We start from the raw sequence: 23,131 nt of genomic DNA, 5'->3' as shown, positions 1-23,131 counted from the left end.
CGGTGTGGAGAACCCGGGGTCGTCCACCTTCCCCGGGCGCCGGCTCCGTGCCGCCTGCTGCCCGGTCGCGCGTCCAGCGCTCGGCCCCGACCTCGTGCCCCGGTCCTCGGGGCACGGCGGGGTGGGGGACTACGGGACGAACTCGGAGAGCCGGTTCAGGACGTGCGAGGGGGCGGGCAGCGCGGCGATCTCCTCGGCCACCTCCCGCGCCGCCGACCGCAGCACGTCGTCGTCCAGGACGCGGTCGAGGGCCGAGCTGACCTCGTCGACGGTCTCGGGCAGCAGGGCGCAGGCGTCGCCCACCCCCCGTTCCACCACCGAGGCGGCGTTCATCGGCTGTTCCAGCGACCGGGGCAGGACCAGCTGGGGGACCCCGCTGGCCAGTGCGGCGAAGGTCGAGGAGGTGCTCCCGTGGTGGATGAGGGCCACGCAGGTGGGGAGCACGGCGGGCAGTGGGAACCAGGTCGCGACGCGCACGTTGGAGGGCAGCGGTGACCACCTCGACAGGTCCGCCCCGCCCGTGCTCACCACCACCTCGACATCGCGCTGGCCCAGCTGCGCGACGAGCTGGCCGAAGAGCAGGTCCTCGGCGCGGGCCGGCAGGGACGATCCGGCCACCACGCACACCCGGGGACGCGCCGGCGCGGACAGCGCCCAGGAGGGCAGGACACCGCCGCCGGTGTAACTGGTCCACCGGAGCGGCACCCCCGCGTCGCTGCCCGTCGGCCGCAGGCTGTCGGGGCAGCTGTCGACCACCGCCGTCGGGATCACCTCGCCGTCAGGCAGTCCGTAACGGGCTCGGGCGCCCGACATGGACGCCAACGCCGCCGCCGGCACCGGACCGGCCACACCGGAGCGGTGCAGGACCAACGGCACGCGGGTGACCTCGGCGGCCAGGATCCCGGCCGGCATCTGACCGGTGGCCACGACGACGTCCGGGGACCAGCGGTGGATCAGGCCGACCAGGCCGTCGATCATCCGTTCGCCCACCGCCGCGGTCAGGCCGACCGTGCCGGACAACAGCCGTTCGGCGGCCGAGCGCACGGGCGCCCTGCGGGGCTCGGCGTACTTGCTCCACCCCGCCAGGACCAGCTGGGCCTCGCTCCGGGTCAGCGGGCGGGGGAACTGGACGTGGTCGGCGGTGCGGCGGTAGGTGTCGGCGATGTCGGTGCCGCAGACCTCGGCGCAGCGCAGGCCGGAGTGGATGGCCATCGCCAGCGCGGGACCCGTCGAGGCGAAGAGGGCCTCATGCCCGGCGAGTTCGGCGGCCCAGGCGAGGGGGACGAGGGGGAGCACGTGCCCGATGCCGGGCGGTGCGGTGAGGAGGATGCGCATCGGACCGTGTCTCAGCTTCCACGACGGTAGGGCCGCGGGCCGCGGGGCAGCACCGCGCCCCGCGAACGACCAGGGACTCAGCGTGGGGCGGACGGGAGCGTGGGGGGAGCACCGCTTCCTCGCGCCCGCACCCTGGCCGGGCGGCCCGGAGGACCGTGCCCGGCGGGTGCGGTCGCCGGACGTGTTCGGTCGGTTCGCCGGTCCGGTGGGGCTGGTGGGCCCGCCAACCGTGGCACCCGGTTCCGCCCCACCCCGCCGAGGTGCCGCCAGCCCGGCGCGGGGCTGACGAGTGGTCCGCTCCTCCCGAGGACCATGCGGGAAGGGAACCGAGAAGGACACCTCGCGGCGGGGTTCACGAGTTCAATGGCTATCGCCTTTTCCGGAGCTCCTGCAAGGTGGGATCAGGACCTGCACTCCAAAGAGTGAGAAATGGAGATTCCCGTTTCGAAAATTGCCCTATTGTCGGGTCATTGTCGAAACTGAATCACGTTCGAAGTGGCTGATTGTCCTGGCCCTGGGGTCAATGGGCGAATTGTCTGGGCCGGCTGGTTCTCGGTGGAGGAGGATCGGCGTCCGGATGGGCGCCGTCACCACGGTGCCCGCGCTGTAGTGTCGGTCCGGGGAGGATGGCACCCCGCCGATCGGTGGGATCTTCTTTCCGCGTACCCGGAAGTCGTCAACACCCCGAAACGTCGGCCCGACCCGAAAACACGAGAGAGGTTCCATGAGAGACGAGATCCGCCAGTTCGTCCTGGCCGTCCTCGGTGTCGAGCAGCACTCCGATTCCCCGGACAGCGTGACCGGTCGGGTCTCGCTCGGACTCGACGACCTCAGCGAGGAGCGTTTCCGGGAACTCGTGGGGAGCGTGGAGCGCGAGTACGGAATCGCGTTGGCCGACGACCCGATCGCCTACGGCTCGCTGCGCACCGTCAACGACCTCGTCGAACTCGTCCTGCTGCGGCGCCTCGCCGCCAGGGAGCCCGAATCGGTCGAGTGAGCCCGCTCGCCCCTGCGTCGGCGGGGCGGGGGATCGCCAGCCACCTCGGCCCCGCCTCGCGGGCCGAGGTGGCGCCCGGGCCTCCGCCCGGTCCTCACGCCAGCGCGCAGGCCGAGCCGTTGAGCGTGAACCCGGTCGGCCCGGTGTTCACGGTGGTCCAGGTGGCGGTGAACCCGACGGTCACCGAGCCCCCGGCGGGGATGGTCGCGGTGTGCGTGGCGTTGGTGACGCTCACGGCACCGTCCCGCTGCTCGACGACCCCGCCCCACAGGTTCTGGACGCGTTGACCGTCGCGGAGCTCCCAGTCCAGCCGCCAGCCGTTCACCTCGGCGGAACCGGTGTTCCCGATGACCAGTTCACCCTGGAAGCCGCCGGGCCACTGGTTGACGACCCGGTAGCCCACCGAGCACGACGGGCCGGTGCCACCGCCGCCGTCGTCCCCGTACACCGAGGCCTCCACCGAGGTGTCGGCGATCCCGTTCTCACCGTGGAAGATCCGCTCCCCCCACGACGTCAGGCTGTTCCCGTCGAAGTCGTTCACCATGTCGAGGTAGCCGACCTCGGTGCTGTTGCCGCTCCAGGACCACCCGATGTACCCGAGGCCCCGGGACTCGGCGCCCGCCATGATCGCGTCCTCGTCGGGGTCGCCGTCGGAGTGGTAGTGCCCGAACTCGCCGATGACCAGCGGCAGGTTCGCGTCCTGGAAGGCGGCCAGGTAGTCGCTGACCTTCGTCGCGGTGTCGTACACGCCGTACATGTGGATGGAGAACACCGTGTTGCCCGCCGGGTCGCTGGCGAAGACCTCCTCGGCGTTGTCCCGCATGGTGAAGGTCCAGTCCTGCCCCCAGTTCGGCGCGTCCACCAGCAGCGTGTGGGTGAACCCGGCCGACCGCAGCCGCTCGATCGCGCCGATGGTGTCCGCCGTCCACGCCTCGTACCCGGTGTTGCCGTGCGGCTCGTTGCCGATGTTGACGATGACGTAGGCCTCCTCGCCCTCCACGGCCTCCCGGACGTCGAGCCAGTAGTCCACGGCCTGGTCCAGGCTGGCCGCGCCGTCCTGCTCCCCGTACCCGGTCGTGTCATGGACCTCCAACACGCAGATCAGCCGGTTGGCCTTGCACAGCGAGACCACGTTCGCGACGTCGTCGACGTCGCTGCGCTCCCAGCGGTGGCCGCTGCTGAGCACCACGCGCACGGTGTTCGCGCCCAGCGCCTTGATGTCGGCGAAGGCGCCGGTCTCGTGGGTGAACCACGCGTGGGGGTGGCTGGCCCCGCGCATGATGAACTCGTTGCCGTTCGCGTCGTACAGCCGACCGTCGGAGACGGTGAAGCCGGCCTGGGCGTGCGCCGAGGGAGTGACGACGAACAGGGTGAGCAGTAGGGAGGCGAGCAGGGTTCCTGCGGTTCTCAGTGGGTTCCTCATGACCTGCCTTCTGGGGTGACCAGTGGTCCGGACAGGGGACTGTCGGACCGAGGAAGGCACTCGGATCCGGGCGGCCCGTTCAGCATAGGACCGGTGTTCCCACCCGCTCAATGACGCGGACGGCCGCCGTCGCGCGGGTGCCCCCGGCCGAGGGGGCTCGGCCGCCCGGCCCCCGGCACTCGGGCCCCTCCCGACCTCCGCGGCCTTCCCGGTCACCACCTCACCCGGGTTCTCCGCACCCGCGTTCGGGTGACGGTGGACGCGAGGCCGTGTGAATCGGCGATCGACCGGTAACGCGGGGGGGTGGTGGCATCGACACCGAGGACATCAGGACCACGAACAGGGAGGTCAACCATGTCCGACACCCGGCGTGCCGCGCTGTTCGCGTTGGGCGGCGTGCTTCTCCTCGTCGCGGTGGCGCTGCTCTGGTACCCGCCCGCGGCGGCGGGAGTGCTCCTCGCCATGGCGGCCGGCTACGGGCTGATCAGCTGCGCCAACGACCCGGCGCGCGCCGACGCCCGGCTCTGGACGCACGACGGCCACTGACCGACCGGGCCGCCCCCGCCGGTCGGTCCCGGTCCGGCGGGTTCGCCCGCGTGCTGCCCCGCCGTTCCCGCCGGGAGCGGTGCCGCGCCGGGTCAGCGCGCGACCAGGCGGCACCTGTTCGGGCCCAGGGGCGTCAGGGTCACTCCCTGACCGACCGGGACGGTCCGGTCCACCGCTTCGAAGCGGTACGCGTGCGTCAGCATCGACAGGACCAACACCGTCTCCAGCATGGAGAAGTGCTGGCCGATGCACGCCCGAGGTCCCCCGCCGAAGGGGTACCAGGCGTAGCGGGGCCGGGTGGCCTCCCGCTCGGGCAGGAAGCGGTCAGGGTCGAACCGCTCGGGTTCTGACCAGTAGGCCGGGTGCCGGTGGGTCACCCACGGCATGAGCGCCACCTCCGTGCCGGCCGGGATGCGGTGGCCGTCGATCTCGGTGTCCTCCCGCGCGCTGCGCGCGATCACCGGGGCGGACGGGTAGAGGCGCAGTGCCTCCTTGGCCACCCGGGTGGTGTGGTCGAGGTCGGGGAGATCGGCCGGTAACGGCTCCCGGCCACCCAGCACCCGGTCCACCTCGTCCCGCGTCCGCCGCTGCTCCTCCGGGTGGGTGGCGAGCAGGTGCAGCGAGAAGGACAACGCCGTCGCCGTCGTCTCGTGGCCGGCGAGGAGGAACAGCAGCACCTGGTCCCGCACCTCGGAGGGGGAGAGGCGGTCGCCGTCCTCGTCCCGGGTGCGGATCAACCTGCTGAGCAGGTCGGCGCCGTCCGCGCCAGCCGAGGCGCGGTCGGCGATGATCCGGTCGCACAGCGCGTAGAGCTCCGCGCGGGCCGACGCCGCCCGCCGGTTGGCGGGGGTGGGCCACTCGCGGGGCGTCCGGACGGGGCTGGTCCCCCGCCGGTAGGTCCAGGAGTTCAGCACCGGGAAGCAGCGCTGGATGGTGGGGACCGCCGCGCTGCCGTCCGCCCCGAAGAGCAGGCGGGTCACCACCCGGAGGGTCAGGTCTGTCATCTCCCCGGCGATGTCGACCACCTCGCCGTCCCGGCCCCGCCACCCGTCGAGGGTGCGGATGGTCTCCTCCCGGATGCCCTCGGCGTAGCCGTCGACCCGGCGCCGGGTGAACAGCGGCTGGACCAGGCGCCGCTGGCGGACGTGGTCACCACCGTCGCTGGTGAGCAGACCGTCCCCGATGACGGCCCTGACCTCCCGGTACAGGTGGCCTCCCTTGTGGAACGGGGCCCCGGCCGACAGGACCTTGGCGGCCCCGCTCGCGGAGAAGACCGCGTGGAACGCGACGCGCAGCCCGGGTGGGCCCGCGACGAACCGCACGACGTCACCACGGTCCCGGCAGGCCCGCAGGTAGGCCTGGAGCGCGTCACGTCGGAGGTCGACCAGCGAGCCCAGGACGGGGACACCGGGGGCGGCGGGGGTGCGGAGCGAGCTCATCGGCGGCTCTCCCAATCTCGTGGACCGAACGGCGGGACGGTGTCGCGGGGAGACGCCACCGGGGGCCCGGAGCGGGGCGGTCGGCGGACGCGTCCGACGGCGGGCCGGGGGTGACCCGGTGCGGTGACGGCTCGGCCCAGTCTGGCCGAGCCGGTGCCGGAGTGGGGGCGTGTCGAGCACCGGTCCCTCGTTCGGCGGTAGGTCCTGTCCACGAACCGGACCGTGCGACCGGACGGCGGTCCGGGGACGACGGCGCCTTCTCGTGCGTTTCCTGGCCGCCGCCGGCCATTCGAACCCGTTCGATCTGCCCGGGGCGACGGTGGGTTATCGAAAGCGGCGCCGTTCGCCTGGCCCACCCGTCCCGCCGCGTTGACCCTCCGGAACCCCGTTGCTACGTTCCGTTCCCCCGGGGCGCGGTCGTCGGCTCCCGGGTCGGCTTCTCCGGCGCTCCGACGCGGCCTTTACCGCCCGGCACCGCCCTCCCTCCCCATCCCACGGTCATGGACCGTTCCCTGGCCACGACGAGAGGTTTCCTGATGAGAACAGACGAGATCCGACCGAGACCCGGCCGTCAGCCCCTGCCCCGGCGGGGCTGGCGGCGCGCGCTGACCGCGCTCGCGGCGGTCCTGGCCACGGCGGGCGGGACGCTGGCGGTGACCCAGTCGGCGGCGCTCGCCCAGGACAGCGCCCCCGTCGGGTGGGCCTCGCAGAACGGCGGAACCACCGGAGGCGCCGGTGGTCGGACGGTCACCGTCACCAACGCCTCCCAGCTCGCCAGCAACCTGAACTCCTCGGAGCGCCTGATCATCCGGGTGCAGGGGATGATCCAGGTCAGCGGCATGCAGCGGGTGGGTTCCAACAAGTCCATCCTGGGGGTCGGGTCCAACTCGGGTATCCGGGGCGGTGGCCTGACGATCAACGGTCAGCGCAACATCATCATCCGGAACCTGGTCCTCACCGGGTCCAACGACGACGCGATCAACATCCAGGACGGCTCCACGAACATCTGGATCGACCACAACGACCTGTCGAACGCGTACGACGGTCTGATCGACATCCGCCGTGGTTCCGACTTCGTCACCGTGTCCTGGAACCGGCTGCACAACCACGACAAGACCTCGTTGGTCGGCTCCTCGGACAACGACGGGGGGATGGACCGGGGCAGGCTGCGCGTCACCTACCACCACAACCTGTTCGAGGGCACCAACCAGCGCAACCCGCGCGTGCGGTTCGGCAACCCCGTGCACGTGCTGAACAACTACTTCCGCGACGTCGGCAGCTACGGCGTGTCCTCGAACATCGAGGCGGGCGTCTACGTCGAGCGCAACTACTTCGAGAACGTGCGCCGGCCGGTGTTGGCCTCCTCCGGCACCACCTCCCCTCCCGGCAACACCCTGTTGTTGAACAACTGGCTGGACAACTCCGGCACGCCGGAGGCCAGGAACGGGGCGCAGGTGCGGCCGATCCCCTACGGCTACACGCCGATCGCCGCCGAGCGGGTCCCCGGTGTGGTGACCGCCGGGGCCGGCGTCGGCAAGATCGGCCTCTGACCCAACGATCCCGCTCCACGAGCCGCGCGCGTCGGACCAGGTCCGGCGCGCGCCGCGCGTTTGGGGGCTCCGTCAATCCACCGATGGCCGGAAACGTGGAAATCCTTCGACCTATTGACCGGGAAGTGGTGGCGGATATATTGGCAAGTGGTATATCGAGGAAAGTTTTCGCCTAGCTGCTGGGTCGGCTGGCGGTGGCCCGGTGGCACGGTCCGGGCGGTGCGCCTCTCCTTGCCGGACGTCACGGGGCCGACGCCCCGGCTTCGGCGTCCGCGGGGGAGGTCGTCGCCGGCGCGGGGTCGTCCTCCGGTGTCCGGAGCGCCCGCCGGCCCGCTCCCACCGCCGCGCGGCCCCTGACCGGTTCGCCGGCGTCCCGCCCTCGCCGGTGACCGACTCCGGCCGAGGGCCGGCCCCCGAGGAGGCTTCCCATGACTTCCGTCCACAGTCGACGTGAACCGGATCGGCGTGCCGGTCGTCCCCACGCCGGCACGCCGTGCGGCGAGGACGGTCCCGCCCGTCCGCTGGTCGCCGCCCCGGTCGGACCGTGGGGCAGGGCGGACCGGCTCCGGGACCGGGTGCGTCCCCCGAGGTTCCCCAACCGGTTCCTCGACGTCACCGAGTTCGGCGCGGTCGGGGACGGTGAACGTGACTGCACGGCCGCGATCCGCGCCGCGATCCAGCTGTGCGCGCAGGCGGGCGGCGGGCACGTGGTGGTGCCGGCCGGCCGGTTCCTGACCGGCCCGGTCCACCTGCTCAGCAACGTGAACCTGTACGTCTCCGACGAGGCGACGGTGGCGTTCAGCCGGGACCCGGCCGCCTACCTGCCGGGGGTGCGAGGTCGTTGGGGCGGTCTCGACCTGGTGGGGCCCTCGCCGCTGGTGTACGCGCACCGGCAGCGCAACGTCGGCGTCAGCGGCGGCGGTGTCCTCGACGGTGGCGCCGACGAGCGGCACTGGTGGCCGTGGACGGGGCTGCCCGAGCACGGGTGGCGCCAGGGGGACCCCTCGGAGGCCGCCGCCAGGGAACGGTTGCGTTCCCTGGCCGAACGCGGGGTCCGGGTCAGCGAGCGGGTCTTCGGTGCGCGGGACGCGCTGCGGCCCCAGTTCGTCCAGCCCTACCGGTGCCGCAACGTGGTCATCGACGGCGTCACCGTGCTCAACGCGCCGATGGCCGCGGTGAACCCGGTGTCCTGTGAGAACGTGCTCGTCCAGCACGTGGCGGTCCGCGCCACCGGCCCCGACGGGGTGGGCTGCGCCGTCGAGTCCAGCCGGCGGGTCCGGGTGCGCGGCTGCGACCTCGACGCCTCGGAGCGCGCGTTGGCGGTGCTCGGGGGGCAGGGCGAGGACGGGCGGCACCCCGACGTCCCGAGTTCGGAGGTCCTCGTCGAGGACTGCGCCCTGCGTGGCGCCCGGGAGGCGGTGGTGGTGGGCGCCGGTGCCCAGCAGGTGTTCCTGTCCGGGCTGCGGGTGAGCGGATCCCGGACCGACACCGCCCTGCGGGTGCGGGGTGGGTCCCGGGCCGGCCGGACGGTCGGCGAGGTCCACGTCCGCGATGTGGACGTGGACACCGTCGACGGCGCGGTGGTGCGGATCGTGGCCGACGAGGGGGGAGCCGGCTGGACCCGGGGTGCCCGACCGGCCGTGCTCGGCGTGGGGATCCACGGTCTCACCGTGGAACGGGCCGGCCGGTCGCTGGAGATCCGGGGCCGTTCGGACGCCCCGGTGCGCGGCGTGGCGCTGCGGGACGTCGACGTTCGACGGGTGGACGAGCCGGCCCTGGTCGAGGGCGTCGAGGGCCTGCGGTGCGAGGAGGTCCGGGAGAACGGTGTCCCGGCGGCGGGAGCCGTCCCGGCATCGTCGGTGCCCGAGCCCCGGCGGGAGTGAGCGCCGAGGCGGCCCCGGATGTCCTCGCGGTGCCCGGGAGGACGCCGCTGGGGGACGGGCGGGCGGCCGGCAGCGGAGGAGCGCCGGCCGGGAGCCCTCCGGTGCGTCCTGGGCTCCTGGGGCGAGGGCCGATCGTGCGCGACCGCGACGCGGGTCCGGCTCCGACGGGCGGAGCGGGGCCCCGCGAGCGGGCCATGCCACGGCGCCAACGGGTGGGGTGCGCCCGGAGCCGGCGCCCGACGGTGCGCGGCCACCGTCTCACTCCTCGGGGTGAAGCAGGTGATCCGTTGGCTGACGGGTGCGCGTTGGGACACGAGCTGTGACCATGAGAGGTCCACGGGTGCCGGTGGTCCGATCCGGACACCCCCGATCGGCGCGGCCGGTCGGACCTCAGGGAGGTGGGCGCATGCGTCGGAGCTTCCGGACGGTCGCGGTGCTGGCCACCGCCGCGGCGGTCGCCGCGGTGGCGGTGGTCCCGGCGGCCGGTGAACCCGAGGTCGGGGCGCGAGCCGCCGCACCGCCGCCGAAGCGACCGGAGGCCGTCGGGCACGGCGGGGCGGTCGCCTCCGCCGACGAGTACGCCACCGAGATTGGGCTGGCCGTCCTGCGGCGGGGTGGCAACGCCGTCGACGCCGCCGTCGCCACCGCCGCGGCCCTCGGGGTCACCGAGCCCTACTCCAACGGGATCGGTGGCGGCGGCTTCCTCGTGCACTACGAGGCCGCGACCGGCGAGGTGCACACCGTCGACGGCCGGGAAACGGCCCCCGCCTCGGCCGGCGAGGACCTGTTCCTGGAGGACGGGCAGCCGATCCCCTTCGACGAGGCGGTCACCAGCGGCCTCTCCGTCGGGGTCCCCGGCACCCCCCTGACCTGGCAGCGGGTCCTGGACCGCTGGGGGAGCCGCGACCTGGCCCAACTGCTCAGGCCCGCCGAGATCCTGGCCCGGCGCGGGTTCGTCGTCGACGAGAACTTCCACCGCCAGACCGCCGCCAACCAGGAGCGGTTCGCCGCGTTCCCGGCCACCCGGGAGTTGTTCCTGCCCGACGGGCGGCCACCGGAGATCGGCACCGTGCTGCGCAACCCGGACCTCGCCGAGACCTACCGGATCCTCGGGACCCACGGGGTCGAGGCGTTCTACCAGGGCGAGATCGCCGAGGACATCGTGTCCTCGGTGCGCGAACCCCAGGTCGACCCCGGGGCGGACCGCGTGGTCCGACCCGGCGGGATGACCACCGACGACCTGGCCGCCCACACCGCACCCGACCGGCCCTCGACCAGGCTGGACTACCGGGGGTACGAGGTGTACGGGATGGCCCCGCCCGGGTCCGGCGGCACGACGGTCGGGGAGGCGCTGAACATCCTGGAGACCGTGGACCTCGCCGGCATGGACGAGTCCTCCTACCTGCACTGGCTGCTGGAGTCCTCCCGGGTCGCCTTCGCCGACCGCAACCGCTGGGTGGGCGACCCCGATTTCACCGACGTCCCCACCGGGGAACTGCTGTCCGACGCCTTCGCCGCCGACCGGGCGTGCCTGATCTCCCCTGACCGGGCCCTGACCAGCCCGGTGCCCGCCGGCGACCCCCGGGCCAGCACGCCGTGCGGGACGGACGGGGGCCAGGTGGAACCGGGCCGGGAGGGCATGAGCACCACGCACCTGACGACCGCCGACCGGTGGGGCAACGTCGTCTCCTACACCCTGACCATCGAGCAGACCGGCGGCAACGGGATGGTCGTGCCGGGACGGGGTTTCCTGCTCAACAACGAGCTGACCGACTTCTCCTTCTCCCCGGTGACACCGGGAGAGCCGGACCCGAACCTGCCGGGCCCGAGGAAGCGGCCCCGGTCGTCGATGGCCCCCACGATCGTGCTCCACGACGGGAAGCCCCTGCTGGCCACCGGCTCCCCGGGCGGCACCACGATCATCACCACCGTGCTGGGCATCCTCACCCAACGCCTTGACCGGGAGGCCTCCCTGTTGGAGGCCGTCGCCGCCCCGCGCGCCAGCCAGCGGAACACCGCCACCACCCTCGCCGAGACCACCTTCGTGGACCTGCCCGCCGTGGACGGGCTCCTCGACCGGGGCCACCGCTTCGACACCACCAGCGGCATCGGCATGGCCAGCGGCGTCGAGTTCCTGCCCGACGGGCGGCTGGTCGCCGTCGCCGAGCCCACCCGGCAGGGGGGTGGCGCGGCGGCGGTCGTCTGGCCCTCGCCGTGAGCCCGCCGAGACACCGGGCCGCCGGCCCCGCCGCACCGGCCCGGTGAGTTCGTCCCGCAGGGGCGGGAGCGGGTGGACGTGGGAACGCGGTCGGTGCGGGAACCGAGGGAAACCGCCGTGCGGCTGGCGCTGTCACCGGCGTGCCCCTGCCCGGCGGGGCGAACCCGTCGACGTGGGCGGCGCGGTCCGCCGACGCGGGGGAGCGGCCGGGGTGTGGTGAGTACGGCCGCCCGCCGGTGCCGACTCCGCCTCCACCGTGGTGTGGTGGTCGGCGGTGGGCCGGCATCGGGTTCCGGTGTGTTCAGGGCGGTGGGGAGGGGTGCTGGTCGGCTGGTGGGTGGCCGGCGGCGTGGCCGAGGAGCGCGCCGGCGGCCTCCGGGTGGGTGAGCGGGGGATCCCCGGGGCGGGTGGGTTGCCAGGTGGTGGGCAGTGCCCACCGCCGCGGTTCCAGCCCGGGGCAGGCCAGGGTGAGCAGTTTGCCCCCGAGACCGGGCAGGGAGGTGACCATCAGCGAGGCCACCAGCTCCGGCCCGGTGGTCAGGACGGTGGCCACCGCGTGGGCGTGGGCCACCAGGAGTGCTCCGGCGAGGCGGCGGGCCTGGACGGGGGGAATCCCCATCGGTTCGGTGGGGGTGTCCTCGGGGCGGAGGACGACACCGAGCGGGCTGGCCTCCACCCGCAGGGTCGTCGTCTGGTGGCCGGCGGGCCACCAGGCCAGGATGCGTCCGATCTCGGTGCCGGGCAGCACGGTCCCGGGGGTGGTCATGGCCGGGCCGGGAGGTAGGGGCGGACCCGGCGGGCGCGGACCGGGAGGGCGTAGGCGCGGACACGGCAGGCCCGGGTCGGGGTGGGGTTGAGGTGCGATGGCGGGGTGGTCATGGTCGTCTCCGTCAGGGTCGGTGGGCCGAGGGTGCCCGCCGGCAGTGGTGGGCCGCCTCGTCGAGCAGGCGGGTGAGGGATCGCGCGGGGCCGGGGCCGAGGATGAGCGGCCAGTGGGCGGCGATCTGGGAGGCCGAGCGGAGGGTGAGTCTGGCCCCGGAGGTGGGGGTGGGCCGGGTCGCGGTGGGGGCGACCGACAGGGTTCGGCAGGCGGGTCCGCTGTGGAGGGTGAGGAGCAGTCGGCGTTGTGTTCGGAGGGCGGCGGCGAGGTGGCGGGCGGCGGGGGGTGCCAGGGGGGTGTGGGTGCCGTTGGCGAGCAGGACGACGGTCGACTGGTCGGGGGCGAGGACGAGGGTGAGGGTGGTGAGCGTTCCGGTCGGGTCGATGGCGGGGACGGTGGCTGACCAAGGGTGTGGGGTGGTGCGGCTGGTGGGGGTGATCACGGTGCTGGCTCCGTCCACTGCGGGATGACACCGGCCAGGGCGGGACGTGCGGGGAACGCGGGGAGGGTGGGGGTGGTGGCCTCGGGGGCCACCACCCCCGGGGCCAGCCGCCCGCGCCGGAGCGCGTCACCGTGGACCCCGTCGTCCTCGCTTCCCGGCCAACTCGGCACGCTCATCAGCTACGAGAACGAGGCAGTTCGGATCACGCAGATCAGTGACATCGTGCCGGGCCTGCTCCAATCTGCGGACTACGCCCGAGCGATGGTTGCTGCCACCCCGGGTCCATATCCGATGGCGGACCTCGTACTCGCCCGGATGGGGCGTCAGGCGTTGCTGCGTTCCCGGAATGCTCCCGTCTACACGGCCTACCTCGACGAAGTCGCGTTCCGCCGGGTTGTGGGTGGCCCGGCAGTAATGGCTGATCAGTTGGACCTGCTCATCGACCACGCACACGCCACCGTGCGCGTCATCCCGGAGGCGATCGGGCCACAGCCCGGTTGGATGATCGGCGGACGTGGGATGGGCACGATCCTGGAGTTCGCCGACGCGGATCCAGTTGTCTACCTCGAACATCTGGCCACTGGGACGTATCTCGACAGGCGGAGCGACACCTCGGTGTACCTGGAAGCGCTGGCTACGCTGTCCGCCGTGGCGATGACCCCGGACGACTCAGCCAAGGTCATCGCCTCGTACCGTGACCAGTACGAAAGGCAGGCACCATGACGGCACGTGACCGCCTCACCGGGTGGCGGAAGGCACGGGCGAGCGGAAGCCAGGGCGACTGCGTCGAAGTCGGTGGCGCGCCAGGCATCGCGGGTATCCGGGACACGAAGAACCGGGACGCGGGCACCCTCGTCGTTGATCGTGACGCCTTCGCTGCCTTCATCGCGGCGGTGAGGTCCGACCGCTTCTGAGCGTTCCTCGGATGTGGTGGAGCCCCCGTGATGCGGGGGCTCCAGGCGTTCGGGGGGTGGGTGGGCTTGGGTGGCGGCGTGCGGTGGAAGGACGTGTCCGCGGTTCCGGTGGCATCGCCTGGGGCGGGTTGAGCGCTGCTGGTGGTAGCCGCTGCTCCTCCCGGTGGTGTCCGTGTCCTACGGGTGGTGGTGGGTGGCCTTCGGCTGCCACGATGGGTGGACTGCCGGCGAGCGTGGGGCTGCCGAACGAGGGCGGGTCTGTTGTTCGAAGCCTGCCGTGGACCAGCTCCAAGGCCGGTGAACCCTGTTGGCCGGGCGACCACGACAAGCTTGTTCTGCCGAGGGGAACCCGCGTCAACTCGGGTGACGAGTCCGCCCTCGCCGGTCGTCGCGAGATCCGCCCTTCTGGTGTATGAGGGACGTATTCGGCCCGACAGTTCTGCTGCGCCGCGACCACTGCCAAGCATTCTTGAGTTCCGTCGACGCTCACAGCAGGGCCTGACTTGGTGTCGGCCCGAACGTGTGCTCGGCGCGGGTATTGCTGGTCCGGCGCTGTGAGATACGCTACTGATCTGCACGCTACGTCGAACTGTTCATTGGTGAGCCGTGTGCAGGGAGGTGTGATGATCAACCCATACGTGCGTCGACAGCGGTTGGCGGTGGAGCTGCGCGTGCTGCGGGAGGTTGCCGGGTTGACGCACGCCGACCTGGCCAAGCGCATTGGCCAGTCACGAATGAAGATCACCCGGCTGGAAAATGGGCACTCCATCCGGGACAGTCAGGCCACTGGGATGCGGCTGATCGATGAGCTGGGTTTGAAATTTCAAGCATCCCGAACTGCTCGTGCACCTGTATACCTTCGAGGAGTGGACCGCTTTCGTAGCTGGTGCAAGGCTGGGGAATTCGACCTGTGAGGATGGCACCCTCGAACGCGCCTGACCATGTCAGCGAAGGAGACTGTGTGCAGTTCCGTCCGATTGAGCGTCCCGCTGATGCTTTCCAGCAGTCGGTGACCGCCGAGGCGATCGAGGCCATTTGTCAACGGGCGTTCGGGTCGAACGTAAGACCCTGTTCGGCCGTCGAACTCGGTAATGGGATGTACAACAACACCTACCGCGTCGACCTCGGCGACAACCGTCGGGTCATCCTGCGCATAGCTCCGGAACCGGCACGTCAGTACCGCATCGAGCGGGAACTGATGCGCAATGAGTATGCAAGTACGCCGTTCCTCGCGTCGATTTCGCGGATGATTCCGCGCACTCTCGCGGCGGACTTCACTCACGAGATCATTGACCGGGACTACCTTTTCCAGGAAATGCTCGATGGGGTTTCCGGTCCGGAAGGTATCGGGCAATATCCGAAGTCGGAGTGGGCCACGTTCTTCCGGCAGATGGGGGAGATATCCCGAAGTATCCATGCCGTGCGAGGGGATCGGTTCGGCCCTGTGGCTGGCCCTGGGTTCAGCACCTGGGCCGAGGCTGTCACCGCGTTCTTCGTTGATCTCGTGGCCGACTTGGACGACGCCGGGCTCGACTCGGCCGACGTGCACGAGGTGTTGGCCGCAGTGGAGAAGTACCAGGCGGTGCTGAACGAGGTGACCGAGCCGAGGCTGCTGCATGGTGACCTGTGGACGGTCAACGTGATGATGGCATCCGACGCGCCGGAGCCCACGATTACCGGGGTCTTCGACAATGATCGGACGTCGTGGGGGGATCCCGATTCCGATTGGCCGGTGTTCATGGCGGCGAAGAAGCCCGGCACTGAACGGGATGCGTTCTGGGAAACCTACGGGCAGCGACCGTCCACGGCAGCTGCGGCTAGGAGGTCGCTGCTCTACCTCGCCAAGCACATTGGCGCTATCCGTTTGGAGCGGCACCGCTTGGGGAACGCCGACGCGGTGCCGGAGACGTATGAGCAGATGAGGAACGTGCTCGGCCAACTGCGGGCGTGAACAGCAAGCTCCCGTTGCCCCGGCCGAACACCGACGACGGTCGCTGCGGCGCTTCGCGTTCCAGGCCGTCAAGGTCTTGTGCCCGCAGCGCGTCCATGAACAGGCTCCGCATCCCAGAGTGCTCGGGCGGGTCCAGGGACCGCCCTCCGAGCGGCAGGGCGGCTATTGGGGCACCCGGCCCCTGTTCGCACGGTTTCGGCACCCGCCGGGGTGGCGACGTGTTTCGCGGACTGGTAAAGGGGACGCCTTCAGCTCGACGTGGGCGCGAGGTCACCACCTACCACGCCCCCGGCCGGGGAACGTGTCCGGCCCGACGTGACGATGAACCAGGATTCCGCTTCTGACGACCGGGTCACGGGTCGGCACACCGCAGGGCCGATGTTCTCGGCTGCGACCGACGGTGCGCGGCTGCCGCCTCCTCCGGGAGGACACGGCCCGCCGGAAGTGGGCGCGCCGCGTAAGCGCGACCCGCCCCGATGGTGGCGTTCACGCCGGATGCGCTGACCGCCGAACGGGTGGTGCTGCGACGGAAGCCGGTGCGTGCGCGTCGATCTCCGCCATTGTCGACGGAGAAGGGGAAAGTAACCGTCGTCAGGGCGACGAGGTCGGGCACCGACCTCCGTCCCACCAGCGAGCGCACAGTGCGAGGTGAAGGTGTTCACCCGACAGGAACGTTCCCGTCGCCGGCCACGCGTTCTCGGTGCCGGTGTCCTCGGCCTGCTGCTGGCCTGGTCCTCCGTCGTGCCGACGACGCCGAGCGCCGAGGCGGAGTCGCCGCCGACGGCCACGGCCAACGAGGAGGAACAGTTGCGTGGCGTGTGGATCTCCAGCGTGTCCAACATCGACTGGCCCAGCAGGACCGGGCTGACCCCCGAGGCACAACGCGCCGAGTACGACGCCCTGCTCGACCGGGCCGTCGAGCTCCGGCTCAACGCGGTCTTCGTCCAGGTACGCCCCACCGCCGACGCGTTCTGGCCCTCCGAGTACGAGCCGTGGTCGCAGTGGCTCACCGGGACCCAGGGCGGCGACCCGGGGTACGACCCGCTGGAGTACCTGGTGGAACAGGCGCACCAGCGCGGCCTGGAGTTCCACGCCTGGTTCAACCCCTACCGGGTCAGCACCCAGGCCGATCCGAACAGGCTCAGCCCCGACCACCCGGCCCGGCGGAACCCGGACTGGGTGTTCAGCTACGGCGGGCAGCTCTACTACGACCCCGGTGTCCCGGCGGTCCGGGAGTTCGTGCAGGACGCCATGATGGACGCCGTCGAACGCTACGACGTCGACGGGGCCCACTTCGACGACTACTTCTACCCCTACCCGGTGGCGGGGCAGCAGATCCCCGACGGGGACACCTTCGCCGAGCACGGTGGGGACTTCTCCTCGGTCGCCGACTGGCGGCGGGACAACGTCAACCGGCTGGTCCGGGAGATGGGGGAGCGGGTCAGGGCGGCGAAACCCGAGGTGGACTTCGGGGTCAGCCCCTTCGGGATCTGGCGCAACGCCTCCACCGACGACCGGGGCTCCCGCACCAGCGGCCTGGAGTCCTACGACGCCGTCTACGCCGACAGCCGCACCTGGGTGACGGAAGGCTGGGTCGACTACGTCGCCCCGCAGGTGTACTGGGAGATCGGGCACGCCGCCGCCGACTACGGCGTCCTCGTCCCGTGGTGGTCCGAGCTGGTCGCCGGCACCGGTGTCGGCCTCCACATCGGGCAGGCCGCCTACAAGGTGGGCAGCTCGCCGGCCTGGGACGACGCCGAGTTGAGCGAGCACCTGACGCTCAACCGGCGACACCCCGAGGTCGGCGGGGACATCTACTTCAGCATGTCCTCGCTGCGGGGGAACGCGGCCGCCGCCATCGAACGGGTGGTGCGGGACCACTACTCCGACGCCGCCGAGGAGACCTCGTCGCCCTGACCGGGGAGGCGCGGTCGTCCCGGTCGAGGATGCTCAGCCCGCCGGATCGGCCGGGGCCGCGTAGCGGGCGGACAGCTCGTCGTAGGCGGGTTTCCCGACCAGCCGCTGCCGTTCGCTCCACGGAGCCAGCTGGTCGGCCACCTCCGCGAGGGAGCCCGTCTCCCGCAGCCGGTCCAGGGCCGTCGACATCCCCCGCACCGCCGCCTGGAGGGCGACGTTGGCGAACAGCGCGATCCGGAAACCACCCAACTCCGACAGCGGGAGGAGCGGGGTGCGGCCGCCCTCCACCAGGTTGACCACCTGCGGCACGGGCAGCGCGGAGGGCAGCGCCCGCACCTCCTCCTCCGTCCTCGGCGCCTCGACGAAGATCATGTCCGCCCCGGCCTCGACGTACCGGTGGGCGCGGTCCAAGGCGGCGTCCCAGCCCTCGACGGCCCTGGCGTCGGTGCGGGCGATCACCAGCAGGTCATCGTCCCGGCGGGCGTCGACCGCCGCCCGGACCCGCCCCACCATCTCCAGGGCCGGGACGAGTTCCTTGCCGTCGAAGTGCCCGCACCGCTTGGGCGCGGCCTGGTCCTCCAGCTGGATGGCGTCGGCGCCGGCGCGTTCGAGCAGCCGGACCGTCCTGGTCACGTTCACCGCGTTGCCGAACCCGGTGTCGGCGTCCACCACGAGCGGGACGGAGACCGCGTCCCGGATGGCCGCCACGTGGGAGACCAGTTCGGTGAGGGTCACCAGCCCGATGTCCGGGACGCCGAGGTAGGTGTTGGCCAGCCCGGCACCGGTGACGTAGACGGCTTCGAACCCCCGGTCCTCGATGACGCGGGCGGCCAGCGCGTTGGCCGCGCCGGGGACCGCGAGCAGCGGACCGTGCGTCACCCGGTGGCGCAGGGCGCTGGCGGTGGTCTGGCTCATGGGCGGCTCCTCACAGGCGGCGCGGCCGGGCCGCGCGGACGGACGTGACCAACAGGAATGTATCCAACGTGCATCCATGAAGGGAGGTGCCGTCGAGTGGACGGGCGGACGTGGCTGCCTCTGCCCGCGTGACCACCCTGGCCTGGCTCGAACCCGGCGCCCCCACCGCCAGCCTCGTCCCACTCCTCGCGAGCCCGCCCAACGGCACTTCGGAAGGCACGAGGCATGCGGCCACCCGCCGCTCCGGTGCCCCGCCGTCGGAAGTCCCGCAGTCCCGGCCGTGGACCGCACCCCACAGGGCGCGTGGGAAGGCGCGCGTCCCTCGTGGACAGCGATCACGGGGGCGGTTCCCGCGCCTGACGAGGGGCCGCCCCACGCCCCGGCCGAACCGAGCACCCGCCATGTCCCGCCCACCCGGCCACGGATGGTGTGCCCTCCCCGCTGCCCCGACGTGCAACCCGCGCCGTCCGGGGCCCCGTCCTCGGAGCACAACCGCTTCCAGGGATGGTCATGATGACTCGACGCTTCGTGTTCCCCGTCCTCCTCGCCGCGGTTCTGTCCGCGATGGCCGGGTGCGGCCAGGACCCCGGCCCCGCCGCGACCGGCGCGGATTTCCCAGCGATCGACGTCGCTGCCCCGAGGACGGGGCTCGCCGCCCTGGAGGGGGAGTGGCAGCTGGTCGGGGGGAGCACCGCCGACGGGCCGGTGGACGTGCTCGACCACTACCCGGTCACCCTCACCGTCACCGACGGGGAGGCGACGGGGAAGGCGGCCTGCAACCTCTACGGCGGGCCCTTCCACGCGGTGGGCGACGGCATCAGTTTCCCCTCCCCCGAGTGGACGGAGATGGGCTGCGAACAGCCGGTGATGAACCTGGAGAAGACCTACCTCGCCGCCCTGTCCGCGGTCGGGCGGGCCCGCCACGACGGGGACGCGTTGGTGCTGACCGGGACGGACGTCGAGCTGCGGTTCGAGCCCGTCCCGGAGCTCGCCGACGCCCCGCTGGTGGGCACCGACTGGGTCCTGGACACCGTCGTCACCGGCGGAACTGGCTCCTCCGCCAGCGAGTCGGCCTCCTCCACCCGAGGTGACCCGGCGGTCACGCTCTCGTTCGCCGGCGACGGCACCCTCACCGGCTCCACCGGCTGCCGGTGGTTCACCGGCACCTGGCGTGAGGAGGCCGGTCGAGTGGAGGTGGCGGACCTGGAACTGGCGGAGCTGGAGCCCGAGGAGCCGCGCTGCGACCACGACGCCACCCGACGCCAGGACGACCGCGTGTGGAGCATCCTCGACGGCGGTGTCGAGGTCGAGATCGACGGCGACCGGCTCCGGCTGTCCGGTGCGGACGGCGGGCTCGTCTACCGGACCGAGCACTGACGCCCCGAGCCGCCCGCCACCCGCGAGACCGGCCGATCTCCCCGGCCCAGAGCACGGGACGGTTCGCCGGGAGCGCGGGCGAGGTGGATGGCGTTGTGATCGCTCCGTCGACCCTGGCGGCGGCACGGCCCGCCACCCGAGGTGTTCGAAGCCCTGACCCCCACCCGGAATCGCACACCCGACCTCCGTCGTGTCCCGGTCACCAACCACCGGGGTCGGGCGGTGTGCCGTTCCCGTCGTTCCCGACGTGCAACCCACGCCGAGGCGTCCCCCGTCCTCGGGGCACAGCCGCCCGAAGGAAAGGTCATCATGGTTCGACGCCGCACTGTCCCCGCCCTCCTCGCCGTGGTCCTGGCCGGAGCGGTCGGTTGTGGCCACGAACCTGGCGCGTCCTCGGCGCTCGAGGGGGAGTGGGCACTGGTCGCGGGCACCGGGGCCGAGGGACCGTTCGACCTCGACGACGCCGACCCGGTCAGCCTCTCCGTGGTCGACGGCGAGGTGCGCGGGACCGCCGCCTGCAACCTCTACACGGGGGCCGTCGACGCGGCCGACGACGGTGTCCGGATCAACCTCGACGGCGTGACGGCCCGGGGCTGCGACGGGCCGACGATGGACCTGGAGATGACCTACCTCGCCGCCCTGTCCGCGGTCGGCGGAGCCCACCGCGACGGGGACGCGTTAATGCTGACCGGATCGCAGGTCGAACTGCGCTTCGAGGTCGTGCCGGAGGTCCCCGACGCCGAGCTGGTGGGCACCGACTGGCTCCTCGGCTCCGTCATCACCGGCGAGACGGCCTCCTCCACCCACAGCGACCCGGCCACGCTCCGCTTCGCCGCCGACGGCACCCTCACCGGCTCCACCGGCTGCCGGGCGTTCACCGGCACCTGGCGCGAGGCGGACGGGCGAGTGGAGGTGGTCGACCTAGAGCCGGAGGAGGCGACCTGCGACGACGAGTTCGCCCAGCGCCAGGACGACCGCGTGCTGAGCACCCTCGGCGGCGAGGTCGAGTTCGAGACCAGCGGCGACCAGCTCCGGTTGTCCGACGCGGACGGCGGGCTCGGCTACCGGGCCGAGGACTGAGGCCACCAGTAGCGGGGGCCTCGGAACCCCCACGGGGAGCACGGCAGGCGCCGGGCAACGTCCCCCGCCCCCGCCCCCACCACGAACCCCCGGCGGCCGGGTGTACACCGCGACCAGCCGGGGTACCTGGAACACACGACGAAGATCAACGACGACGAACGGTGGTGTGTTGTGCGAAGACGACTGGGTGCCCTGATCAGCGGCCTCGCCCTGGCCGCGGCGACGACCGCCTGCGCGACGGCGGAACCCGACCAGGCCGGCGGCGCCCCGGCGCCGGGCGGGGTGGACGCCGTCCCGGCGAGCGGTCCCCACGGGGTGGCCCCGGCCGCCTCGGACGGCAGGGGAACGGCGGTGGAGACCGGGAGCGTGGAGTTCCGCGCGGGGGCCCACCCCGACTTCGACCGGGTGGTGGCCGAGTTCCACGGCGGCGTCACCCTGACGAACGTGCGGGCCGTGTCCAACGTGAACCCGCCCAACGCGGACGACGACCGCCTCTACACCACGCCCGCCGGCACCGACTTCATCCGGGTCATCGGCATCGCCGACCGCCCCCTCATCCTGGAGAGCGCGAACCCCACCAACTTCGACATGCCGGCCGGCGGTCTCGCCACGGTCGCCAGCGCCACCCTGTTCGCCGATCCCAACGGCACCTTCGAGTTCGTCGTCGGCACCGACGGCGAGAACGAGTACGAGCTCCGGGTGCTCGGCAACCGGATCATCGTCGACGTCGACCGCTGAACCGCTCCGGGTGTGGCGCGTGCCGGGTTCGACGGCCGCGCCGCGCCCCTCGGGAGACCACCACCACGGGCTCGGCGCGCACCGGGCGCTCCCGGGAGATCGGCGGCGACCGCCGCGCCCGGCCCGTGACTGGCCGAACCCACGGAGGGGAGTGTGTCGCATGTCCGAGACCGATGTCCCACCGCCCCGCCTCCGCTCGCGCCGCGCCAGGGTCCTGGCCGGCGTGGGGTTGGTGGTGGCCTTCGCGCTGATCGGCGCCCTGGTCGCCGTCCACGACGGTGGCAGGCTCCGGGAACTGCTGGAGCTGCCGGCGCCGTGGCTGATCGCCCTGGCAGCGGCGTTCGGCTGCACCACCTGGGTGCGCTCACGAGCCTGGCGGAAGATGCGCCGCGACGACGAGCGGATGCGCGGCCGGGAAGCGGAGATCCGGCGGAACGCCGGCGAGGCGGGGAGGTGAGGAGTGCCCCCACGTCGTCGTACCCCGTGGAGCCCCCGGCTCCTGGTCATCAACGCCGTCCTCAACACCGTCACCGCCCTGCTGTTCACCGTCGCCGTTGTCCTGCACCACCGGGAGAACGGCGAGATCAACGGGTGGTTCGTCGCCACCGGATCGCTCTTCGCCGTGTCGGCGGTGGCCCACTGGGTGCGGTGGAACGCCGCCGTTCGGGAGCGGAGGAGCTCGGACCGCCGGCCGGGTGACCGCGCTCGCCCCGGGCACCGGACCGGCCCGGATTCCCCCGAGGATTCCCCGCCCGGCGATGTCGCCGCCCCCGCGCCGTCCCAGCCGAGCCACCGTCGCCCGCCGTCGGACGCGCCCGGGACGGGCGGTGCCACCGGCGGCGTATCGTGATCACCGCCCCCGCCGGTCTCCCGAGACGAGGTCCACGCGCGAGGCACCGAAGGCCGCCGGCCCGGCGTCACCAGGCCCTGGGCCCGAGGACGACACCACCTGGAGTGAGCACGTGGCCGCACCCCACCCGCCAGCCTGGATCCAGCGCGTCCTCGCCGTGGCCGGCGTCGCGGCAGCCGCCAGCGCGGTCATCTTCGCGGTGAGCGCCGTCGTGGACCGCCCCGAGGGCGGCGGGACGCACTGGCCGGCCGTGCTCGGTGCCCTGCTCGGCGTGGTGATCGCCGTCCAGTGCTGGATCACCCACACGCGGGGCCGTGGCGCGGGACGGGCTTCCCCGTCCCGGCGGGGACCGGCCGACGGGGAGGGTGCACGCTCCTCCGGCACGACCTCCTCGGACCCGTCGGCGGGCTGAGGGGCACCGCCCGCCACGCCCGGGCCAGGGCGCGGCCGCGTCCACCCGGGTGGTCGGGTGCGCCCGCCGAAACCGGGAGCTGGCGACGGCCAGCGCCGTACCCGGAGCCCGGACACCGCCGGTCCGGGTGCGGACCGCCCCTCTCCGGGCCAGGAGCGGACCGCGCCGGGTCATCCCGGCGGGACAAGGGTGACCCGGCGGGCCTCGACGGTGGTCGGGGGAGCACCGCCACCCGGGGCCGTCCTCGGAAGGACCCCGGAACGT

23 protein-coding genes are annotated in these 23,131 nt (G+C 72.6%); 16 read left to right on the top strand and 7 right to left on the bottom strand.

The window, feature by feature from the left end:
- Positions 1-129: 129 nt before the first annotated feature.
- Positions 130-1,335 carry a nucleotide disphospho-sugar-binding domain-containing protein gene (locus tag C1701_RS02810; protein ID WP_030106982.1) on the bottom strand — a complete coding sequence of 402 codons (1,206 nt, stop codon included), beginning with the start codon at positions 1,333-1,335 and terminating at the stop codon, positions 130-132.
- A 724-nt stretch (positions 1,336-2,059) separates the two neighbouring features.
- Here C1701_RS02810 and C1701_RS02805 point away from each other — a divergent pair.
- Positions 2,060-2,332: a hypothetical protein gene (locus C1701_RS02805; protein WP_026420736.1), complete on the top strand. Its 273-nt coding sequence runs from the start codon at positions 2,060-2,062 to the stop codon at positions 2,330-2,332.
- Between the two features lie 94 nt (positions 2,333-2,426).
- Here C1701_RS02805 and C1701_RS02800 read toward each other — a convergent pair whose 3' ends face one another.
- Positions 2,427-3,755: a cellulase family glycosylhydrolase gene (locus C1701_RS02800; protein ID WP_103055489.1), complete on the bottom strand. Its 1,329-nt coding sequence runs from the start codon at positions 3,753-3,755 to the stop codon at positions 2,427-2,429.
- 354 nt (positions 3,756-4,109) lie between these two features.
- Here C1701_RS02800 and C1701_RS02795 point away from each other — a divergent pair, with 354 nt between their 5' ends.
- Entirely contained in the window at positions 4,110-4,301 is a 192-nt protein-coding gene (locus tag C1701_RS02795; protein WP_026420738.1) for a hypothetical protein, read from the top strand.
- A 92-nt stretch (positions 4,302-4,393) separates the two neighbouring features.
- Here the strand turns inward: C1701_RS02795 and C1701_RS02790 are convergent, their stop codons facing one another.
- Complete coding sequence (locus C1701_RS02790; protein ID WP_103055488.1) at positions 4,394-5,740, bottom strand: cytochrome P450; 1,347 nt, start codon at positions 5,738-5,740, stop codon at positions 4,394-4,396.
- 536 nt (positions 5,741-6,276) lie between these two features.
- On the opposite strand from C1701_RS02790, the gene C1701_RS02785 reads away from it, so the two are divergent.
- The 3 genes from C1701_RS02785 (at position 6,277) to ggt (ending at position 11,391) form a co-directional block, all read left to right on the top strand.
- Positions 6,277-7,290 carry a pectate lyase family protein gene (locus C1701_RS02785; protein WP_081715762.1) on the top strand — a complete coding sequence of 338 codons (1,014 nt, stop codon included), beginning with the start codon at positions 6,277-6,279 and terminating at the stop codon, positions 7,288-7,290.
- Positions 7,291-7,718: 428 nt separating this feature from the next.
- The gene (locus C1701_RS02775; protein WP_103055486.1) at positions 7,719-9,173 is read left to right on the top strand and encodes a glycoside hydrolase family 28 protein; all 1,455 of its coding nucleotides are present in this window, start codon (positions 7,719-7,721) and stop codon (positions 9,171-9,173) included.
- A gap of 406 nt (positions 9,174-9,579) precedes the next feature.
- The gene (ggt, locus tag C1701_RS02770) at positions 9,580-11,391 is read left to right on the top strand and encodes a gamma-glutamyltransferase (RefSeq protein WP_026420742.1); all 1,812 of its coding nucleotides are present in this window, start codon (positions 9,580-9,582) and stop codon (positions 11,389-11,391) included.
- A gap of 301 nt (positions 11,392-11,692) precedes the next feature.
- On the opposite strand, the gene C1701_RS02765 is transcribed toward ggt, so the two are convergent.
- From C1701_RS02765 to C1701_RS27070, 3 genes are all read right to left on the bottom strand, one after another.
- Entirely contained in the window at positions 11,693-12,157 is a 465-nt protein-coding gene (locus tag C1701_RS02765) for a hypothetical protein (RefSeq protein WP_337662102.1), read from the bottom strand.
- 124 nt (positions 12,158-12,281) lie between these two features.
- Positions 12,282-12,731, bottom strand: a complete 450-nt coding sequence (locus tag C1701_RS02760) for a hypothetical protein (RefSeq protein ID WP_103055485.1) — start codon at positions 12,729-12,731, stop codon at positions 12,282-12,284.
- On the bottom strand, positions 12,710-12,889 hold the full coding sequence (locus C1701_RS27070; protein ID WP_162182554.1) for a hypothetical protein: 180 nt from the start codon (positions 12,887-12,889) through the stop codon (positions 12,710-12,712). Before C1701_RS27070 ends, C1701_RS02760 begins: the two co-directional genes overlap by 22 nt.
- A 46-nt stretch (positions 12,890-12,935) precedes the next feature.
- On the opposite strand from C1701_RS27070, the gene C1701_RS02755 reads away from it, so the two are divergent.
- From C1701_RS02755 to C1701_RS02735, 5 genes are all read left to right on the top strand, one after another.
- On the top strand, positions 12,936-13,436 hold the full coding sequence (locus C1701_RS02755; RefSeq protein WP_248783820.1) for a DUF5753 domain-containing protein: 501 nt from the start codon (positions 12,936-12,938) through the stop codon (positions 13,434-13,436).
- Positions 13,433-13,627, top strand: a complete 195-nt coding sequence (locus C1701_RS02750; RefSeq protein ID WP_016698855.1) for a DUF397 domain-containing protein — start codon at positions 13,433-13,435, stop codon at positions 13,625-13,627. The genes C1701_RS02755 and C1701_RS02750 overlap by 4 nt, the downstream gene beginning before the upstream one ends.
- 623 nt (positions 13,628-14,250) lie before the next feature.
- On the top strand, positions 14,251-14,541 hold the full coding sequence (locus tag C1701_RS02745; protein WP_103055484.1) for a helix-turn-helix domain-containing protein: 291 nt from the start codon (positions 14,251-14,253) through the stop codon (positions 14,539-14,541).
- Positions 14,542-14,588: 47 nt separating this feature from the next.
- Positions 14,589-15,578, top strand: a complete 990-nt coding sequence (locus C1701_RS02740; RefSeq protein ID WP_030105052.1) for a phosphotransferase family protein — start codon at positions 14,589-14,591, stop codon at positions 15,576-15,578.
- A 654-nt stretch (positions 15,579-16,232) separates the two neighbouring features.
- On the top strand, positions 16,233-17,495 hold the full coding sequence (locus C1701_RS02735) for a glycoside hydrolase family 10 protein (protein WP_026420748.1): 1,263 nt from the start codon (positions 16,233-16,235) through the stop codon (positions 17,493-17,495).
- A gap of 33 nt (positions 17,496-17,528) precedes the next feature.
- Here C1701_RS02735 and C1701_RS02730 read toward each other — a convergent pair whose 3' ends face one another.
- Complete coding sequence (locus tag C1701_RS02730) at positions 17,529-18,410, bottom strand: isocitrate lyase/PEP mutase family protein (protein ID WP_103055483.1); 882 nt, start codon at positions 18,408-18,410, stop codon at positions 17,529-17,531.
- Positions 18,411-18,920: 510 nt separating this feature from the next.
- Between C1701_RS02730 and C1701_RS02725 the strand changes: the two genes are divergently transcribed.
- From C1701_RS02725 to C1701_RS02700, 6 genes are all read left to right on the top strand, one after another.
- Positions 18,921-19,787 (top strand): META domain-containing protein, encoded by an 867-nt coding sequence (locus tag C1701_RS02725; protein WP_337662101.1) that lies wholly within the window; start codon positions 18,921-18,923, stop codon positions 19,785-19,787.
- Positions 19,788-20,096: 309 nt separating this feature from the next.
- Positions 20,097-20,867, top strand: a complete 771-nt coding sequence (locus C1701_RS02720; protein WP_103055481.1) for an META domain-containing protein — start codon at positions 20,097-20,099, stop codon at positions 20,865-20,867.
- Positions 20,868-21,038: 171 nt separating this feature from the next.
- Positions 21,039-21,605 (top strand): AMIN-like domain-containing (lipo)protein, encoded by a 567-nt coding sequence (locus C1701_RS02715; protein ID WP_030105057.1) that lies wholly within the window; start codon positions 21,039-21,041, stop codon positions 21,603-21,605.
- Between the two features lie 160 nt (positions 21,606-21,765).
- Positions 21,766-22,062, top strand: coding sequence for a hypothetical protein (locus C1701_RS02710; RefSeq protein WP_103055480.1), 297 nt, complete (start codon positions 21,766-21,768; stop codon positions 22,060-22,062).
- Positions 22,063-22,065: 3 nt separating this feature from the next.
- On the top strand, positions 22,066-22,455 hold the full coding sequence (locus C1701_RS02705) for a hypothetical protein (protein ID WP_103055479.1): 390 nt from the start codon (positions 22,066-22,068) through the stop codon (positions 22,453-22,455).
- Positions 22,456-22,567: 112 nt separating this feature from the next.
- Positions 22,568-22,867 (top strand): hypothetical protein, encoded by a 300-nt coding sequence (locus C1701_RS02700; RefSeq protein WP_103055478.1) that lies wholly within the window; start codon positions 22,568-22,570, stop codon positions 22,865-22,867.
- Positions 22,868-23,131: the final 264 nt, after the last annotated feature.

This window comes from Actinoalloteichus sp. AHMU CJ021, assembly GCF_002895405.1.
Lineage (GTDB): Bacteria > Actinomycetota > Actinomycetes > Mycobacteriales > Pseudonocardiaceae > Actinoalloteichus_B > Actinoalloteichus_B caeruleus.
Note: the sequence above shows the minus strand (reverse complement) of the source record. Positions and strands in the feature narration are given on the sequence as shown.

Bases quoted from the DNA above. Each gene is read 5' to 3' on its own strand.
- C1701_RS02790 (WP_103055488.1), bottom strand. From the start codon at position 5,740: ATGAGCTCGCTCCGCACCCCCGCCGCCCCCGGTGTCCCCGTCCTGGGC.
- C1701_RS02765 (WP_337662102.1), bottom strand. From the start codon at position 12,157: ATGACCACCCCCGGGACCGTGCTGCCCGGCACCGAGATCGGACGCATC.
- C1701_RS02730 (WP_103055483.1), bottom strand. From the start codon at position 18,410: ATGAGCCAGACCACCGCCAGCGCCCTGCGCCACCGGGTGACGCACGGT.
- ggt (WP_026420742.1), top strand. From the start codon at position 9,580: ATGCGTCGGAGCTTCCGGACGGTCGCGGTGCTGGCCACCGCCGCGGCG.
- C1701_RS02785 (WP_081715762.1), top strand. From the start codon at position 6,277: ATGAGAACAGACGAGATCCGACCGAGACCCGGCCGTCAGCCCCTGCCC.
- C1701_RS02800 (WP_103055489.1), bottom strand. From the start codon at position 3,755: ATGAGGAACCCACTGAGAACCGCAGGAACCCTGCTCGCCTCCCTACTG.
- C1701_RS02720 (WP_103055481.1), top strand. From the start codon at position 20,097: ATGGTTCGACGCCGCACTGTCCCCGCCCTCCTCGCCGTGGTCCTGGCC.
- C1701_RS02775 (WP_103055486.1), top strand. From the start codon at position 7,719: ATGACTTCCGTCCACAGTCGACGTGAACCGGATCGGCGTGCCGGTCGT.
- C1701_RS02750 (WP_016698855.1), top strand. From the start codon at position 13,433: ATGACGGCACGTGACCGCCTCACCGGGTGGCGGAAGGCACGGGCGAGC.
- C1701_RS02710 (WP_103055480.1), top strand. From the start codon at position 21,766: ATGTCCGAGACCGATGTCCCACCGCCCCGCCTCCGCTCGCGCCGCGCC.
- C1701_RS02805 (WP_026420736.1), top strand. From the start codon at position 2,060: ATGAGAGACGAGATCCGCCAGTTCGTCCTGGCCGTCCTCGGTGTCGAG.
- C1701_RS02810 (WP_030106982.1), bottom strand. From the start codon at position 1,335: ATGCGCATCCTCCTCACCGCACCGCCCGGCATCGGGCACGTGCTCCCC.
- C1701_RS02795 (WP_026420738.1), top strand. From the start codon at position 4,110: ATGTCCGACACCCGGCGTGCCGCGCTGTTCGCGTTGGGCGGCGTGCTT.
- C1701_RS02725 (WP_337662101.1), top strand. From the start codon at position 18,921: ATGATGACTCGACGCTTCGTGTTCCCCGTCCTCCTCGCCGCGGTTCTG.
- C1701_RS02745 (WP_103055484.1), top strand. From the start codon at position 14,251: ATGATCAACCCATACGTGCGTCGACAGCGGTTGGCGGTGGAGCTGCGC.
- C1701_RS27070 (WP_162182554.1), bottom strand. From the start codon at position 12,889: ATGAGCGTGCCGAGTTGGCCGGGAAGCGAGGACGACGGGGTCCACGGT.